This window comes from Mycobacterium sp. MMS18-G62 (assembly GCF_053877835.1).
On sequence record NZ_CM132662.1, the window covers coordinates 617618 to 634852 of the forward strand.

Below are 17235 nucleotides of genomic sequence, written 5' to 3' on the forward strand. Positions count from 1 at the left end.
AACGGGGAACCCGCCCCGTTTAACCGATTGTAGGAGATTCCCATGGGCAAGTGGACCACCGTCGACATTCCCGACCAGACCGGTCGCACGGCCGTCATCACCGGCGCCAACACCGGCCTCGGCTACGAGACCGCCACCGCGCTCGCCGCGAAGGGAGCAAACGTCGTCCTCGCCGTCCGCAATATCGAGAAGGGCAAGGCCGCGGCCGACCTCATCGCGCGTGCCCACCCCGGCGCCAGCGTGGCGATCCAGGAGCTGGACCTGACATCGCTGGACTCGATCCGCGCCGCTGCCGACGAATTGAAGTCCAACCACGACATCATCGACCTGCTGATCAACAACGCCGGCGTGATGACGACGCCGAAGTCCACCACCAAGGATGGCTTCGAATTACAGTTCGGCACAAACCATTTGGGCCACTTTGCCTTCACCGGCCTGTTGCTGGACCAGGTACTCGCGGCCGCGGGCTCGCGCGTGGTGACCGTCAGTAGCCTGGGCCATCGGCTCGCCCGCCGAGGCATCCGGTTCGAGGATCTGCAATGGGAAAACGGCTACAGCCGCACCGGCGCCTACGGCCAGGCGAAGCTGGCGAACTTGATGTTCACCTACGAACTGCAGCGGCGTCTGCTGGGCACCAACACCATCGCGGTGGCCGCGCATCCCGGAGGATCGAACACCGAACTGACCCGCAACCTGCCGCCGTTGGTCGCGACCATGATTCGGCCACTGGAGTCGCTCATGCTGCAGAGCGCCGAGATGGGTGCCCTGTCAACTCTGCGTGCGGCGACAGATCCCGGCGTGCTCGGCGGTCAGTACTACGGCCCCGACGGCATCGGCCAACAGCAGGGCTACCCGAAGGTCGTCGCGTCCAGCGACGTATCCCACGATGTCTCCGCGCAAAAGCGGCTGTGGGCGGTGTCGGAAGAACTGACCGGGGTCACGTATCCGGCTCACCTGACATCGAGGGTGCGGCCACAGTAGGGCCAGGAGTGCGCCGGGACGGTGGCCAGGTGGTGCGACGCAGAGCCCGCCGGGCACGGATCAGCCAGCGTTCTCGTCGCGCCACCCCGGTCCACCGTCTGCCTGGTTGAGTGGCGACTGTCATACCCTACGAGCATTGAGGCTACTCAAGCATTAACGCAACGGACTGGCAACAGGCATTCTTCCTGGTGCCCGGAGCGAGAAATGGGATTCTCCAAGGTCTTCGCCCTCGATAGCGCAGAAAACCGCCCGCGAGACACCGTAAATGAGTATCCTTAATTACGGGCATCCCCGGGGTGGCGCAGCATCGCGCCACGAGGTCGGCAGTCACGAACCCGTAGCGCAGTGGAAACATCCGCCGGTGCGGACGCTTCGGGTCGGTCAGCCAAGGACCACGAGGAAGTAAAGGGCACAGAGGCTGACAATGACAGAACAGATGATGCGTGAAGCCGACATACACTACGACCCATACGATTTCGAAATCGACGTCGATCCGTATCCGACATTTCGTCGTCTCCGCGATGATGCGCCGCTGTACTTCAACGAGCGGTACGATTTTTTCGCGTTGAGCCGCCACGAGGACGTCAGGAAGGCCAGCGTGGACTGGGCGACCTACAAATCCGGCCACGGCACCATCTTGGAATTCATCAAGGGCGGGTTGTCGATGCCACCCGGCAACATCTTGGCCGAGGACCCCCCCGACCACGATCTGCACCGGGGCCTGCTGAGCCGGGTGTTCACCATGCGACGAATCGCCGAGCTAGAAAGCAAGGTTCGCGCCTTCTGTCAAACCACCCTCGATCCGCTCGTCGACCGTGGCGGTTTCGACTTCATCGAAGACTTCGCCTTTTCGATACCGACGCAGACCATCGGAATGATGTTGGGAATTCCAGACTCCGATCAATCGCAGCATCGACGCGAGATCGACGAACGTATGAGACTCGAAGCGGGCGAGGCTCCTTCGGATCCGGTCTCGATGATGGTCGGCTTGCTCTCGCCTGATCGGTTCGGCGAGTACGTCGAATATCGGCGGGACAACCCCTCCGATGACCTCATGACCGACCTGCTCAACGTGAGCTATGTCGACGCAGATGGCAAGTCGCGGCACCTCGACACGGCAGTCATTCTCAATTACGTCGGAATCCTCGCTGCCGCAGGCAACGAAACGACGGTCCGGCTGATCGGATGGGCCGGAAAACTACTCGCCGAGCATCCCGATCAACGGCGCGAACTCGTCGAGGACCCGAGCTTGATCCCGGCGGCGATCGAAGAACTGCTGCGCTACGAAGCCCCATCGCCCGTGCAGGCCCGTTATGTCGATCGCGACATTGAGCATTACGGCACCAAAGTCCCGGCAGGCAGCGCAATGTTGTTGCTGACGGCCTCTGCCAACCGCGATGAGAGGATATTCGACGACCCGAACCGATTCGACATCCACCGTCAACCCCGCCAGCACCTGGCCTTCGGATTCGGGATTCACCACTGTCTTGGCGCTCATCTGGCTCGCCTTGAGGCCAGAGTGGCGCTCGAGGAGCTCCTCAAGCGATTTCCCGAGTGGGACATCGACTGGGACAACGCCGCGCAGGCCCACACGTCGACGGTGCGAGGCTGGGAGAAGCTTCCCATCATCACCAGCGCCACACGCTGATCTGAGAGTTGGCGTGAGGATCATCATCATCGGCGGCAACCGTGGCGTCGGCAAGGCCGTAGCATCGGCACTCGCTTCCGCCGGTCACGAAGTGGTAATCGCCTGCCGCGCAGTCGATGACGGCTGGACGGCTGCGGAGGCGATGTACGGCGACGTCGAGGTACAGCGGCTGGACTTGGCCGACCTTGCCAGTGTCCACAAGTTCGCCGAAGCGGCAGACGAAGTCGACATCCTGATCAACAACGCCGGGGTCCTTGGCTTACCTCCGACCCGCACACAAGGCGGGTTCGAGGCACATATGGGCACCAACCATCTCGGGCACTTCGCCCTGACTTGTCTACTCGGTGAGCGCATCAAGAACCGAATAATCTGTGTGACAAGCAGTCTCTACCAGTTCGCCCGTCTTCACGCCGATGACCTCAACCGCGAAAGGCGCCGATACTCAAGCTATTCGGCCTACGCCGAGTCGAAGCTCGCCAACATGCTCTTCGTCCACGAACTGGCCCGCCGCGGCCGAACTGCTTACGCGGCCGATCCTGGGAGCGTTGCAACCGACATATTCCGTGACGCGAATAGGGTTGCGGCGCTGTTCGGGCAGTTCTGTGGGCCGCTGTTCGCTCAGACCCTCGCGGATGGCGCACGCTCGACCCTGGCAGCTGTCACCACCACCCTGCCCAGCGGTACCTATTTCGCACCCCGCGGGCTGGCACACCAATGGGGAACGCCCCGCGCCCGTACTGCCGCGCCGCAAAGCTCGAGACACCGAGATGTCATCGAAGCTATGGGAGATGTCGGCGACGCCGACCAACAGCGCTTGGGCTACCTGAGCTCGAAAGACTCGGACGCTGAAAGTTTCTCTGAAATCCCGGATAAAAGGAGATCCAGCCTTGACGACTTTGGCCTGCGACATCACCCCGCCACTGCAACGCATTCGAGTGGTCGAGGTCAATCCCACTGCGGCAACCTCCATGGCGACGCAGTTTCTCGCCGACAGCGGCGCTGAAGTTGTCATCGTCGAGCCACCTGGTGGTTGCACTCTGCGCCAGCAAGCCGGATGGCCCATGCTCGGCCGCGGCAAGCAGAGCATCGAGCTCGATCTGCGCGGCGATGCTGACCGTCAGCGACTTTTCGAGCTGCTCGAAACTGCCGACATTCTTGTGGAGGCCGGGCGCCCGCAGACCAGCCTCACGGGGATGACCTCAGCCCAACTAGAGGCACGATATCCGCATCTCATCGCAGCGTCGCTGACGGGCTGGGGAAGCGGAGGTCCATGGCGAAACCTGATGGGTTACGAAGGTCTCGTGATGGCGAAAACCGGACTGATGTTCGCAGCGCGACGTATGCAGAACCCGCCGTGCGCCAGCTTTATTGCCGTCCCGTACGCCAGTTACGGCGCGGCGCATGCCCTCGTCCATGGCATCCTTGCTGCGCTGCTGGAACGTGAGTCCAGCGGCCTGGGGCAGAGCCTAGAAACCGATCTCGTCCGCGGCGCGCTCGCTATCGATACGTGGAATTGGTTCAGCGAACTCGCTTCTCTGAGATGGCCCGATGCCTACCCCGCAGTAGATGCCTGGGGCGAAGACGGCGAGCCGCGCAGTCCGGTACTGTTCGCATTGCTGACGGCTCCCACTAAAGACGGCCACTGGTTGCAATTCGCGCAGGTTTCACCCTCACTATTCGGTGCGATGCTAAGCGAGCTGGGACTCACCGAGCTGTTGGCAGAGCCGAAGTGGCAAGGCTTCCCAGACCTCGAGAGCGCGGATCTACGCCGTGAATTCTGGGGGATTCTGATTTCCAAGGTGCGCGAACGAACACTCGCCGAGTGGCGCGAGGTGTTCGCTCAGCGCCCAGATATCAGCGCCGAAATCTTCCGTCAGGGTCCGGAAATCCTTCAGCATCCTCAGCTGCTTCACGACGGCCGCACCATCACGGTCGAAACGGGTACCTACGGTGCAGTCACGCAACCGTCCACGCTCGTCCACAACAACGGCCAGCCATTGCTCACATTAGGCGCGCCGCCCGCACTCAATGCTCATGCCGCGGTGGATAAGTCGATGATCAGGACATCGCCCTCATCGAACGCTGAGCCCGCGACAACAACCGCATTGACAGGCGTCACCATCGTCGAGTTCGGCGAAATGTTCGCATCACCTTACGGCTCAAGCCTGCTGGCAGATCTAGGGGCCCGCGTGATCAAGGTCGAAAGCCTCGATGGCGACCAGATTCGCAACCTTCTCCCTTTTCCGGAGGTCACCGGCGCAAAAGTGATGCAAGGCAAGGAAAGTGTGCAGATCGATCTTCATTCCGAGCAAGGCCGCGCCATCGCTCATCGCCTTATCGCCAGCGCAGACATTGTCGTGCAATCATTTCGAGCTGGTGCCGCAGCCCGTCTCGGTATCGATGAGCCCACACTGCGGAGAATCAAACCCGACCTGATCTATCTCAATGCCTGCGGTTACGGAACCGACGGCCCCTCTGCGGGCAGCCCGGCTTATGCCTCAAGTATTGGTGCCGCTGGGGGTCTCGCACTGACCAATGTTCCTGATGCCCTCGAAGCCACCGATTCGATGGACGAGATCATGGCGATCGCGCCTCGACTGAACACCGCTGCTGGAATTCCCGACATCCAGGGTGACGCCCTCGCGGCAGTCGGTGTGGCGTCAGCGATGCTGCTTGGACTGGTCGCGCGCCGACGCCACGGTAGCGCTTGCCATTTCACGACGACGATGCTTGCATCGATGACCCATGTGCTCCCGCACTGGGTCACCGACTACGCGGGACGCCCGCCGGCACCTTCAGTCGACTCAGGCAGCAATGGATTCGGTCCGCTGTATCGACGCTATGAGGCGTCGGAAGGATCGATCTTTCTCGCCGCACCAAGCGCAGCAGATTGGCGTGCATTGACCATCGCACTACAGCCCTACGCCGATCTCGGCATCGACGAACGGTTTTCGACCCAGAAGCTCAGGAGCACCAACGGTGAGGCTCTGCAGGAGGCCCTTGCCTGCGTGTTCTCAAAAGGAAAGGCGACGTACTGGGAGTCCCTGATGTGCGACCTCAACGTCGGCTGCGTCGCAGTATCCGAGGAGAACCCGTCCCAGAAGTTCCAAACAGACCCGGGCCTCCTCGAACAGTTCACAACCATCGCAACCAGCCCTATCTTCGACGAACATCACAGGCTAGCCCCCTTGGTGACCTTCAGCCGCTCGGCAACCGACGCCAACGGAGGCTGCATCGCGGGCCAACATACCAGTGCCGTCATGGCGGAATTCGGTTACACGACAGCCGAAATCGACAAGTTACGAGGCGACGGCGTCATCGCAGGTAAGTGACGCGGTCGCCGTGTTCGTTCGGCGTTCTCGACACCGGTCAGGCCCTCAGCGGCGAATGTGCCAAATGCGGCCCCCTGCGCCGGGATTGGGATCTCCTGCCCGTGAGCAGGAAGTAGCAGTCGCCGCTATCGGAAGTGTGCGCTACGGATCTCGGCTTTGCGCACCTTGCCCGCTGCGGTCCGCGGCAGGGCGTCCACCACCACCAGCCGCTCGGGTGTCTTCTGTCGGGCCAACCCCGAGGCCGCGAAATGCCGCTGGAGTTCGGCCAAGTCGAGTTCGGCGCCGGTGCGCAGGACGACGACCGCCGCCACCACCTCGCCATAGCGGGGATCGGGCGCAGCCACCGCGACCGCCTCTGCCACAGCGGGATGTGCATCGAGCACGTCCTCGATCTGACCGGATGAGATGGTCTCGCCGCCGCGGATGATGACGTCCTTGATGCGATCGGTGATCGTCAGTCGCCCCTCGGAATCGAGTCGACCCAGATCCCCTGTGCGCAACCAGCCGTCGGCGGTGAACGCCTCCGCGTCGAGCGCCGGGTCCTGGTAGCCGATGAATTGGTCCGGGCCCTGCACCACGACTTCGCCGTCGACCCCCGTCGGCTGGTCAATTCCCTCGGCATTCACGATCCGCACCGCGCAGCCGCGCATGGGCACCCCGTCGGTACCCATGCGGATGGCGAGCGGGTCGTCTGCAGAGGCACTTGTAACGGTCGGATGCTCGGTCATCCCGTAACACCGGAACGTGGCAATCCCAGCCGCTTCCGCGCGAACGCCGACCTCCTTCCCCACGGTGGCCGCGCCCGTGAGGAATCGTCGAAGAGTCGCCAACTTGACCGCCGCGTCGTCAACGTCCAACAGCCCGTGGAGGTGGAACGGCGTCCCAGAGGTCGAGGTCACCGAGAACCTGCTGATGAGTTCTGCGGCGAGCTCGGGATCCCAGTGGTCGAGGAACACAGATCGCGTGCCGTTGATCATCGGCCGCAGCATCGAGTTCATTCCTCCCACATGGCCGGCCGGGAAATTGACCAGATGGACATCGTCGGGTCCGTCTCCGAGCAGGCCGGGCAGGGTGGCCTGCTCAGCGAGCAACGAATTGTGGCTGTGCTGAACACCTTTGGGGGCTGACACGGTACCCGAGGTATAGAGCAGCACACATACGTCATCGGCCCCGACCGTGGGCGGCGCGACGTAGTCGCGCCGATCGGCAGCGATCTGGGACCAGTCCAGTCCGCTGCGATCAGGTTGCATGGCATCCACCACGACGATGTGATCGAGACCTGGAAGCTGCGAAAGTCGAGGAATGCGATCGACATACGACGTCGATCGATGCCTCCCAGGCATGATGAGTGCCTTCGCCCGCGACTCCGACACGATGAACTCGACTTCGGCCACCCCGTAGATGTGCACGATCGGGACCAGAACGGCACCGGTCAGCAGTACCGCTTGATAGGCGATCGCGCATTCGAGACGGTTGGTCAACTGGACGGCAACGGAGTCCCCGGCCCGGATGCCCAACCTCTGCAGTCCGGCGGCGACCGACATCGCCGCTGCGTGTATCCGGCCGACGGTGTGGCACGTTTCGTTCCGGTGGCTCGCGAAGACTATCGGCACCGGCGCATGGACCGCCACTGCGTCGAGGAAGGCGTCGATGCACGTCCTCGCCGAGTAGAAGCTCTCCGCATACCACCTGGGCCGCAGGCCGACACGGTCGGACGCGATCTCAGACTGGGCCATCCCCGGGGCACTCCCTCACCGTCGTTCACATCGCACTGTTGCGAGATTGCTTACAGCTCATTGCAACCTGTTGTCCCCAAGCGCACACCGGGCCAGCGAGGTCTACAGACCCAGATCCCGCCCGATGATGTCCTTCATGATTTCGGTGCTGCCGCCAAGGATGGTTTGTATCCGGCAGTCGGCGTATTGTTTTGCGACCCGGTACTCGGTCATATAGCCGTAACCGCCGTGCAGCTGCACGCAACGGTCAATCACCTTGTTGGCCGTCTCCGTACACCACCACTTGGCCTTCGCAGCCTCGATAGCGGTCAGCTCGCCATCGAGCACCGCACGCAGACAGCGATCGACGTACTGCTCGCCGATCTCAAGTTCGGTGTCCATCTCTGCCAACAGGAAACGGTTGTGCTGAAAATGTCCGATGGGCTGCCCGAACGCCGTGCGGTCCTTTGCGTACTGCAAAGTCTGGCACCATGTTTCGCGCGCCCCTGCAATCGCCGAGATGGCAATCCCCAACCGTTCCGACGGCAGGTTGTACATCAAATGGTAAAAGCCGCGGCCCTCTTCGCCGAGCATGTTGGCCGCGGGTACCCGGACATTGTCGAAGTTCAGTTCGGCGGTGTCCTGCGCGTGAAGGCCCATCTTGTCGAGTTTGCGGCCGCGGGTGAAGCCCTCCATCCCGCGCTCCACGACCAACAACGTGAATCCCTTGTGACCGGCGTCGGGATCGGTTCGAGCCACCACGACGACCAGGTCGCTGTTGATGCCCGACGAGATGAAAGTCTTTGACCCGTTGAGGATCCAGTCGTCGCCGTCTCGCTTGGCGGCCGTCTTGATCCCGGCCAGATCGCTGCCGGCGGCTGGTTCTGACATCGCGATCGCCACGATGGACTCTCCGGCGATGATCCCGGGAAGCCACCGTTGCTTTTGCTCTTCGGTTGCCAGTGATTTGAAGTATGGTCCGACGATGTCGTTGAGCAAGCCCAGGGCCGGCGCGGGGCCGCCGTACTTGGCTATTTCCTCGGCGATGACTGCGTTGAATCGGAAGTCGTCTGAGCCGCCGCCACCGTACTCCTCGGGCATGTTGAAGCCGATGAGACCGTACTTGGCCGCTTCCAGCCATGCTTCTCGGTCGACGATGCGCTGGCCCTCCCACTTGTCCGCGTGGGGTGCGACCTCACGCTCGATGAATTCGCGGGTGGTCTCGCGCAACTGCTCGTGTTCGGCTTCGTAAATCAGGCGTTTCATCGGCGTCGTCCCTCTCGTCCAAGGAGCCGTCGCCGACGGCGCGCATCGCGCACGCCGCTGGCGGCGGCTTCTTAAAGTGTCCTCAAATGAACTGGCGCGCGGGGATCAACTGGCCCGCGGGAAGTTGAGCATGCGCCGCGCGTTGTCTTCGACGATGAGCGCACATTCGTCGTCGGGCACCGTGGCGAGCACTTCGGCCGCACGCTTGCGCGAGTTCGGCCAGTTCGAATCCGAGTGCGGGAAGTCGATCTCCAAGGTGATGCGGTCAACGCCGATCGTGTGGCGGTTGGCCAATCCGTGCTCATCATCGATGAAGCAGCCCCAGAAATGGGACCGGAAGAGATCAGAAGGGCGCGTGTCGAAATCGATCGGCTGGTAGTAGCGGTGACGCTCCCACACGTAGTCGGTGCGCTCCAAAATGTAAGGCAGCCAACCGATACCGCCCTCGGATAACGAGATCTGCAGGTTCGGGAACTTCTGCAGTTTGCCAGAGAACAGCAAGTCCACTGTTGACCACATGAGATTGGTCGCAAACAGCGCAATCGCGACCGCGAAAGGCGCCGAAACGTCTTGTTTAGCAAGATCGGCCTGCGAAGCGCTCATCCCCGAGAAAGAAAATCCCGGTACGTAACCGCCCGAACCGAAGTGCAGGGACAGCGGCATGCCCGCCTCGGAGCACACCTGCCACAGGTTGTCCCAATGGTCTGAATGAAACGATGGCAGACCCAGCGGCACCGGGCTGTCGGGGAACGACACGGTGCGCGCCCCCTTCGAGGCCAACCGCTCAGCCTCGATCACGCAGGCATCGACATCCCAGATCGGAAGCAAACCGAGCGGGATGAACCGGTCGGGCGCCGTCGCGCACCACTCGTCGATGTAAAAATCATTCCACGCCTTCACGCACAGCAGGGCCAGCTCGCGATCGTTGCCCCGGTGAAACGTACCCGCGGCGAATCCCGGGAAGGAGGGAAAGCACAACGCCGCCTGCACTCCGTCGAGGTCCATGTCTTTGACTCGGGCCGCGGGGTCATAGCAGCCCGGAATCATGTCCTCGTAGCGCACCGGATCGGTGCCCCACTCCTCTATCGGCTTGCCCGCGACGGCGTTTAGCCCGATCGTCGGATAAAGCGTGTTGTCGTACGACCACAGATGCTGGCCATCGACCTCGACGATCTTGGGTCCGGCCTCGCGAAACTTCTCCGGCAAGCGGTCTTGCCACACACGTGGATGCTCGATCAAATGATCGTCGACCGAAACGATCTGGTGATGATCCTGCAAAGGCATGGTGACCCTTTCTGTGCCGCGCTGCACGGGCTAACTCGGCCGTAGCTCATCCGATTCATATCTAGCGGCTCCGCGCTAATTTAGTGTACTTTATGACGCATAGTAGCCCGTCGCGTGGCTCAAGTCGATAACGGAACTCGTGACATCACCGGCCATGGATCGATACTCACGCAACTCGCGAAATCTGCTCCGACGCATGGCGATCGCCGCACGACAAGCCGGGCACATGGACGAACTCAACTGTTAGGCCTTTGGCGGCGCCGAAGTATTGAATGAATATTTATCTAGAGGAATGACTTTCCCGTTGCACGCATCCGACGGGAGCCAACGAAGGTGCGCAGTATGCCGGTGTCTGCGATCCGAACGCTGCGGAAGTCTCGTCCGCCGCACTTGGCGCAGCCGCTGCGCCGGTCGAAGTACCGTGCCTGGCAGTGTGTGCATTCATTCGCGACGAGATACGGCGCGTCGTCGAGCATCAAATAGTCCACAAGCGGGATGGAGTACACGACGCCCCTTTGGTCGGCAATGAGGATGCACTGAGGATACGCATTGACGCCCGCTGACGATCAGCCGCGACCGCTATAGAGTATCCTTTAGATCGCTCCTTTGTCTGAGCGTCCTCGCGGAAGGCGGTTATGGCACTCCCCTCACACGTTCGTGAGCGACTGACGCTGCCCGTCGTCTGTGCGCCGATGTTTCTCGTCAGCGGCCCAGCGTTGGTCCGCGAAGCGTGTAAGGCAGGTTTGGTCGGCGGCCTGCCACGGCACAATGTGCGCACGCTCGGGCAGTTCGACGACTGGCTCACCGAGATCCGGCGAGACCTCGACGCCCATCGCGACGCTCATCCGAGCGCGCGGATCGGACCGCTCGCCGTCAACCTCGCAACCAACCTGCCCCCCGATGTGCTCGAGCAACATCTCGATCTGCTCGATCGCCATGACGTGAAGATCGTGATCAGTGCCGCCGGTAACCCGGCCGATTTGATCAAGCACGTGCACGACCGTGGCGGCGTGGTCTGGGCCGACGTGACATCCGTGCGATTGGCCGAGAGCGCCGCGGCGGCCGGCGCGGACGGTTTGACGTGTATCGGAGCCGGTGGCGGCGGGCACTCCGGCACGGTCAGCCATCTCGCACTGGTGCCCCGGATTCGGGAATTCTTCGGCGGGACGATCATCATGGCCGGCGCGATCACAACCGGTGCGGCAGTCCGTGCCGCCGAAATTCTCGGTGCCGACCTGTCGTACCTCGGCACCCGTTTCATCGCCACACAGGAGTCAAACGCCGCACCGGAATACAAGCAGATGCTCGTCAACGGTGGATCGTCGGCGCTGCGCTACACCGGCGCCATTTCCGGCGTCCCCGCGAACTGGTTGGTGGACTCGATGCAAGCCCTCGACCTCGACCCCGACGACCTGCCGCCTCCCGCCGGCGCCATGCGTCACGACCACCTGCCGAAGCACGTGAAGCCGTGGAAGAATCTGTGGAGCGCCGGCCAAGGGATCGAGCTGATCACCGACGTTCCCTCGGTTGCCCAGCTCGTGGGAAGGCTGCGCGCGGAGTACGTCGCTGCGTGTGCGGTCCCGGACATGGCCGAGGTCGCCCGTCTGGTCGACCAAGCCCTGGCATAGCAACAGCCAGACGTCTCCACATAGAGTGCACTCAACCGCGACGCGCGGAGTAGTCTGGGGTACGACCTCGTCGTCGGGTTCGTATCCTCGAATGCCGTCTGGAGAACAGGAGCGCGACCATGACCGCAGATGCCGGGCTGCCTGTCCCGGCGGTGGTGGACAGCAGGGATGTTAACAGCCGGGGTCGCCCGCACGAGGTAAAACTGGCGCGCAGGACAGCCCGCCGGATAGAGGACGACATTCTCGAAGCCAACCTGCCGGTCGGGCATATCTACGCTTCCGAATCCGAACTGCGTGAGCGCTATGGGGTCAGCCGCGCCGTGCTGCGTGAAGCCATCAGGTTAGTCGAGCACCACGGACTTGCGGTGATGCGGCGCGGCCCATACGGCGGTCTGGTCCTGCGCTCCCCCGATGCCAGCGCGCTGACCCACGCGGTCGTCGTCTACCTGGAGTACGTAGGCACGACCGTTGAGGACCTACTTGCGGTTCGATGCCTTCTCGAGCCGCTGGCCGCACGTCTCGCCGCCCAGCACCTCACCGAGGACCACATTCAAACTCTTCGCCAGACTCTGGTCGAGGAACGGTCTTCCGGGGAGCTGACACCCGACAACCGCGACCCGCTGCACAACCTCCTGGGCAAGATCGGCGGCAACAGGGTCATCGGTATCTTCATCGACGTCCTCGTGGAGCTCACGTCCCGTTACGCGAGCATTCCGCGCCCACCTGTCGGGAAAACTGCCAAGGATCTCAGGGACGCAGCCGACAGGGCCCACGAACGCATCGCCGAGGCCATCATCGCGGGAAACGCGATGCTCGCCGAGCATCGCTGCCTCACGCATCTGCACGCGTTACGTGACTGGCTGCTGTCTACGCGACAGGATCCGATACAGCGCCGCAGCACCTCTGAGCTCGTCATCCCTGCCAACGGAGGAACGCAGAAGCTGGCAGAGGCTGTCGCGCGGCAACTCATGGCTGAAATCTCGGCCAGTCAGATCCCGGTCGGAGGCATCTTCGGCTCCGAACCCGAACTCCAGGCCCGCCTCGACGTCAGTCGATCGGTCTTCCGGGAAGCGGTGCGGCTCCTCGAATACCACTCGGTGGCCCGGATGCGCCGCGGGCCGTATGGCGGCCTCGTGGTGACCAGCCCCGACCCGTCCGCCAGCATCGACGCGATGGCGGTGTACCTCGATTATCAGAAGGTCGAGGCGGAGGAACTGCGCGTGGTCCGCGAGGCGCTCGAGTTAGGCGCCCTCGGACTGCTGACGCAGCGCAACACCGACGCCGGGCTGATGATGGAGCTTCACGCAGCGCAGAGAGTGGATCGTCAGACACCTCCGGAGGAGGTCGCAGGGCTGTCGCACGATTTCCATCTTCGAATCGCCGAGCTGACCGGAAACCCCGTGCTGTCCCTGTTCCTGCGCATCCTGCTCACGGTGTGGGATCGCCACTTCACCCGCCCGGCGCCCTCTGAGGACCGGTCAGCCACGATGGCGGCAGCGCACGCCCATGAGCGTGTCCTCGACGCCATCGCTGCCGGCGACCTTCCGCTCGCACAGCACCGAATGCACCGCCATCTGGAAGCGCTCGATCACTGGTGGCACTGATCGGGAGCGGTTATTCGTCGCGGCGATTCTCGGTCGCGAAATCGGCGGCGACGTCGGCAGGCGGCCGTCCCCTGAACCCCGGAAATCTCGCGGACAGCCGGGACCACTGCACCGCGTCCCGCTTGCTCAGATCTGACTCCACAGCGAAGTAGCCCATCATGGTTCGAACCCCTTCGGGGTGAAGGCTCGCGACATGAGTTGCGACGGCGAGAGCGGCCTCGTCGAGCTTCGCGGCAGGCTCGCACAGATTGACCAAACCGATGCTCTGCGCTTCCGGCCCGTCCAACGTCCTGTTAAGCAGCAAGATCTCCTTCGCCTTGTCCTGCCCGACCAGCCTGCTGAGCCGCGCCGGGCCGCCCCAACCCCCGAGTGCGAGGCCGAAGCGAGGCATATGCATATCCGAGATCGCGGCGGTATCGGCGGCGATGCGCAGATCGCAGGCAAGAACCAGTTCGAGGGCTCCTGTGGTGCATACGCCGTCGATCACCGCGATCGAAGGGGTGAGCATGTCATCGATCTGATTGGTCACCACGTGTCCACGGGGCTTGTCCGTCCCCGCGGTCTTCAGGTCCAGTCCGGCGCTGAAGCACGGTCGCCCGTCGCGCCGCGGAGCGCCGGTGAGGAGCCAGACGCGGACGTCAGGATCACGCTCGATCCGACCGGCTGCATCTTCCAACTCGGCCATCAGTCCGCTGTGAAATGCGTTGGCGACCTCGGGCCGGTTCAGGACGACACGCACAACGTGAGGGGCCGGGACTTCGTAGCGCAGGAATTGGTAGTCGGTCATCAACCGGCCCTTTCATAGGTGCACTTCACCTGGCGAGGTCAGGTCACCGCGCCGTCGATCTTCAGCTGGATCAACTCGTCTTCGGTGAGACCGAGCTCGCTCAAGACGTCCTCGGTGTGCTCAGCGAACTGTGGCGCGCGGGTGATCGACACCGGCATCTCGTCGAACTGAACCGGGTTGGCCACCAGCTCGCGCTGCACCCCTTCGGCGTCGACGACTTGCGCGATCATGCCAACCTCACGCAGCGCAGGATCGTTCCCGACTTCCCAGGCGTTCTGCACGATCGACCACTGGCCCTCGCCTCGCTCAAGCACGTCGGTCATCTCTTTCAGCGTCCGGGATCCGACGATCTCGGCGACCAGTTCTGCGGCCTGCGAGGCGTTGGCCATCAGCTTCTCGGTGGTGTCGAACCGCTCGTCGCCAGCCAAGTCCGGCCGCCCGGCGTTGGTCACGAACTCACCCCAGTAACGCCCAGGCTGCAGCATGCAGAGCTCCACCCAGCGGCCGTCCGAGGTCTTGTAGGCGCCGACGAGCGGATTGGTCGCCGAGCCGTGCTTCGGCTTCTCGGCCAACGGAAGTGGCCCACCTCCGAGCAGGGCGAGGTTGATCGAGAATTGGGTGGCCCATGCGCCGACGCCGAGCAGTGATACGTCCAGCACCGACGGTTCACCGGTAACTTTTCTCGAATAGAGCGCGGCGGCAATGCCTCCCGCGATCGTCATACCGCCGATCGAATCGCCGTAGGCGCCGGCGGGCATCCGCGGCACGCTGTCCGCGTCGGGGCCGCCCAACCCTTCGGCGCTGCCGCCACGCGACCAGAAGGCCGTCTGGTCGTAACCGCCTTTGTCAGCGTCGGGCCCGCGTCCGCCGAACCCGCTGCCTCGCACATAGATGATGTCGGGATTGATCGCGCGGATGTCGGCGACGTCGATGCCGAGCTTCGCCCGTGCCTCCGGAAGGAAGTTCGTGAGGAACACGTCGCTTGTGCGCACAAGCTCCTTGAGGACGCGGCGCGCGCCGGGCTTTTCCAGCGCTAGCCCAACGCTGCGTTTCCCGCGGTTGGGCCCTTCCATGATCGGGAAGAACGATGTTCCATTGCTCGCCACGTCAAGACCGAGCAACCGAATCAGCCCGCGCTGCGCGTCGCCACGCTCGGCATGTTCGACCTTGATGACGTCGGCTCCCCAGTCCGCCAGAACGGCCCCTGCGGCCGGAACGAAGGTGAATTGAGCCACCTCTAGGATCCGTACGCCCTCCATAGGACGATGCATAGAACCGCCTCGCTTCCCCGTCATTGAGTACACGAAATATGAGGCAGCCTACAGGCTCGCCTCGCCCCACCACAGAGGCCTGTCAGTTGCCGACGCCCTGGATCCGACGCAGCAGCGGCTGCAGTCCGGTGTCGTGCGGGTTCGGTCCGAGATACCTCCGCACAGATACCACCTCGCCCACCTGCGGAACGTCCTCGGGCATGTCATCGACCAGCACCGCGGGTGGTCCGTCCACCAGTTCGGCGGGTAGGTCCCATGGCTTTGCCGGATCGTCACGCACCTTGTCGAACGCCGCGTTGACAAGATCACCGATGCCGGTGTCGTTGGCCCTGCGCCGGGCGTATTCGGCTCCGCCGGCACTCCACAGGAGCACCGCGACGCCCCCCTCGCGAAGCGCCGTGAGAAGCTCACGGGCACCCGGCCGCAGCGAGCGTCCAGTGACACCGTCTACTAGCGTGCCGTCGACGTCGAACAGCCACCGGACGCGATCGGAGGGCGCGTTCACGATCCCGAACCCGTGAGGAACTTTCGGCTGCCGGGGAAATCCGCGCGCGGCAGGCCCAGCTCGTGCTCGGCGATGAGGCTCCGGAAAACCTCGTTCGTTCCACCGTAGGTCGCCGCGCCTTGGGCGTAGCGGTGCGCGAAATCGACCTGGCCGTCGGCTATCGCGCCTGTCGCCCCGTACGACAGAAGCCCCACCGGGCCAAGGAGATCGAGCAATTCGGCGGCACCGTCGTTCAACGCCTCTGAACATTTGACCTTGCCCGCAGGCCCGGGAGTATGCAGTGCGGCCTCGAGTTGAACCGCGACTGCACCGATGCGGTAGCGCACCACGGGATCGTCCGCAGGTAGGGTGCCGTCGGGTGCGGGAGTGTTGGCCCATGCGGTGACCGCGTCCAGCGTCCAATGCATCTGACGGGCGAAGTTGACCCCGGCTGAAATGTCCTTCAAGCCAGTGACATCGGCACCGACACCGTGCTCGACGTCCAGCGGTCCGTGCAGTACTGCCCAGCCCGCGTTGACGTCGCCGATGCGGTAGTCATCAGAGATCCGGACCTCGTCATAGAACACGGCGTTGGTGCGCTCGCCGCTGAACGCTCGCAGGCCTTTGATCTCGATACCCGGCGCGTCGAGGGGCACCAGGAACATCGTCAGCCCCTTGTGCTTCGGCAGGCTGGGATCGGTTCTGGTGATCAAGAAGGTGTACTTACACAAATGGGCGCCGGTGGTGAACATCTTGGCGCCGTTGATGATCCACTCGTCGCCGTCTCGCACCGCCCTGGTCTTGGCGCCGGCAATGTCGGAACCCCCGTCAGGCTCGGTGTAGCCGAGGCAGCAACGCACGCGGCCGTCCGCGGCACCAGCGAGCACCTCGTCGCGGAGCGCGTCGGAAGCGTACTTCTCAACGGCGAGAATCACCCAGCGCGTGGTCTCCCACAACGTCCACGGCAGCCCACCTTTCATCAGTTCGAGTTCGACGATCCGGGCGCCCAGCGGGTCGAGTCCCGCTCCGCCGCGATCGGCCGGCCACTCCGGGAAGATCCAGCCTCGCTGCCCCATCGCGAGGTGAACGCCCTCGTCGAAGTTGTCACCGGTGGCATGCTCGTTGGTTCGCACCTCGTCGGTGAGGTGTTCGTCGACGAACGCGCGCACTTCCTTTTGCAGGGAGCGGTGCTCGTCATCGAGTTCGATGATGCTGAAATCCACGGTCGGTCCTCT

The 17235-nt window shown here is 63.3% G+C and carries 14 protein-coding genes; 6 read left to right on the forward strand and 8 right to left on the reverse strand.

Translation table 11 applies throughout. The features are described 5' to 3' along the window. The first annotated feature begins 42 nt into the window (after nt 1-42). From ACWW36_RS03040 to ACWW36_RS03055, 4 genes are all read left to right on the forward strand, one after another. Entirely contained in the window at nt 43-981 is a 939-nt protein-coding gene (locus tag ACWW36_RS03040; protein WP_456140135.1) for an SDR family NAD(P)-dependent oxidoreductase, read from the forward strand. A 424-nt stretch (nt 982-1405) separates the two neighbouring features. Beyond that, nucleotides 1406-2629, forward strand: a complete 1224-nt coding sequence (locus ACWW36_RS03045; RefSeq protein ID WP_456140136.1) for a cytochrome P450 — start codon at nt 1406-1408, stop codon at nt 2627-2629. A gap of 13 nt (nt 2630-2642) precedes the next feature. Further along, the gene (locus tag ACWW36_RS03050; RefSeq protein WP_456140137.1) at nt 2643-3632 is read left to right on the forward strand and encodes an SDR family NAD(P)-dependent oxidoreductase; all 990 of its coding nucleotides are present in this window, start codon (nt 2643-2645) and stop codon (nt 3630-3632) included. Beyond that, a complete protein-coding gene (locus tag ACWW36_RS03055) occupies nt 3517-5961 on the forward strand; it encodes a CoA transferase (RefSeq protein ID WP_456140138.1) in 2445 nt (814 codons plus the stop codon). The genes ACWW36_RS03050 and ACWW36_RS03055 overlap by 116 nt, the downstream gene beginning before the upstream one ends. A 125-nt stretch (nt 5962-6086) precedes the next feature. Here ACWW36_RS03055 and ACWW36_RS03060 read toward each other — a convergent pair whose 3' ends face one another. The 4 genes from ACWW36_RS03060 to ACWW36_RS03075 form a co-directional block, all read right to left on the reverse strand. Next, entirely contained in the window at nt 6087-7697 is a 1611-nt protein-coding gene (locus tag ACWW36_RS03060; protein ID WP_456140139.1) for a class I adenylate-forming enzyme family protein, read from the reverse strand. A 102-nt stretch (nt 7698-7799) separates the two neighbouring features. Continuing rightward, nucleotides 7800-8942, reverse strand: a complete 1143-nt coding sequence (locus tag ACWW36_RS03065) for an acyl-CoA dehydrogenase family protein (RefSeq protein WP_456140140.1) — start codon at nt 8940-8942, stop codon at nt 7800-7802. A 105-nt stretch (nt 8943-9047) separates the two neighbouring features. Continuing rightward, nucleotides 9048-10226, reverse strand: coding sequence for an amidohydrolase family protein (locus ACWW36_RS03070; protein ID WP_456140141.1), 1179 nt, complete (start codon nt 10224-10226; stop codon nt 9048-9050). A 284-nt stretch (nt 10227-10510) separates the two neighbouring features. After that, a complete protein-coding gene (locus ACWW36_RS03075; protein ID WP_456140142.1) occupies nt 10511-10732 on the reverse strand; it encodes a zinc ribbon domain-containing protein in 222 nt (73 codons plus the stop codon). A 129-nt stretch (nt 10733-10861) separates the two neighbouring features. Between ACWW36_RS03075 and ACWW36_RS03080 the strand changes: the two genes are divergently transcribed. Both ACWW36_RS03080 and ACWW36_RS03085 read left to right on the forward strand, forming a co-directional pair. Next, nucleotides 10862-11854 (forward strand): NAD(P)H-dependent flavin oxidoreductase, encoded by a 993-nt coding sequence (locus tag ACWW36_RS03080; protein ID WP_456140143.1) that lies wholly within the window; start codon nt 10862-10864, stop codon nt 11852-11854. A 119-nt stretch (nt 11855-11973) separates the two neighbouring features. Then, nucleotides 11974-13458, forward strand: a complete 1485-nt coding sequence (locus ACWW36_RS03085; protein WP_456140144.1) for a FadR/GntR family transcriptional regulator — start codon at nt 11974-11976, stop codon at nt 13456-13458. 10 nt (nt 13459-13468) lie between these two features. Here the strand turns inward: ACWW36_RS03085 and ACWW36_RS03090 are convergent, their stop codons facing one another. The 4 genes from ACWW36_RS03090 to ACWW36_RS03105 all read right to left on the reverse strand — a co-directional run bounded on the left by ACWW36_RS03090 (nt 13469) and on the right by ACWW36_RS03105 (nt 17223). Beyond that, nucleotides 13469-14245 (reverse strand): enoyl-CoA hydratase/isomerase family protein, encoded by a 777-nt coding sequence (locus ACWW36_RS03090; RefSeq protein ID WP_456140145.1) that lies wholly within the window; start codon nt 14243-14245, stop codon nt 13469-13471. Nucleotides 14246-14283: 38 nt separating this feature from the next. Further along, nucleotides 14284-15516 (reverse strand): CaiB/BaiF CoA transferase family protein, encoded by a 1233-nt coding sequence (locus tag ACWW36_RS03095; RefSeq protein ID WP_456140146.1) that lies wholly within the window; start codon nt 15514-15516, stop codon nt 14284-14286. Between the two features lie 82 nt (nt 15517-15598). After that, entirely contained in the window at nt 15599-16021 is a 423-nt protein-coding gene (locus tag ACWW36_RS03100; RefSeq protein WP_456140147.1) for a hypothetical protein, read from the reverse strand. Then, nucleotides 16018-17223, reverse strand: coding sequence for an acyl-CoA dehydrogenase family protein (locus tag ACWW36_RS03105; protein ID WP_456140148.1), 1206 nt, complete (start codon nt 17221-17223; stop codon nt 16018-16020). Before ACWW36_RS03105 ends, ACWW36_RS03100 begins: the two co-directional genes overlap by 4 nt. Between the last annotated feature and the right edge of the window lie 12 nt (nt 17224-17235).

Excerpts from the sequence above, each read along its gene's own strand:
- ACWW36_RS03065 (WP_456140140.1), bottom strand. The coding sequence starts at position 8,942 with ATGAAACGCCTGATTTACGAAGCCGAACACGAGCAGTTGCGCGAGACC.
- ACWW36_RS03070 (WP_456140141.1), bottom strand. The coding sequence starts at position 10,226 with ATGCCTTTGCAGGATCATCACCAGATCGTTTCGGTCGACGATCATTTG.
- ACWW36_RS03060 (WP_456140139.1), bottom strand. The coding sequence starts at position 7,697 with ATGGCCCAGTCTGAGATCGCGTCCGACCGTGTCGGCCTGCGGCCCAGG.
- ACWW36_RS03085 (WP_456140144.1), top strand. The coding sequence starts at position 11,974 with ATGACCGCAGATGCCGGGCTGCCTGTCCCGGCGGTGGTGGACAGCAGG.
- ACWW36_RS03080 (WP_456140143.1), top strand. The coding sequence starts at position 10,862 with ATGGCACTCCCCTCACACGTTCGTGAGCGACTGACGCTGCCCGTCGTC.
- ACWW36_RS03040 (WP_456140135.1), top strand. The coding sequence starts at position 43 with ATGGGCAAGTGGACCACCGTCGACATTCCCGACCAGACCGGTCGCACG.
- ACWW36_RS03090 (WP_456140145.1), bottom strand. The coding sequence starts at position 14,245 with ATGACCGACTACCAATTCCTGCGCTACGAAGTCCCGGCCCCTCACGTT.
- ACWW36_RS03045 (WP_456140136.1), top strand. The coding sequence starts at position 1,406 with ATGACAGAACAGATGATGCGTGAAGCCGACATACACTACGACCCATAC.
- ACWW36_RS03095 (WP_456140146.1), bottom strand. The coding sequence starts at position 15,516 with ATGCATCGTCCTATGGAGGGCGTACGGATCCTAGAGGTGGCTCAATTC.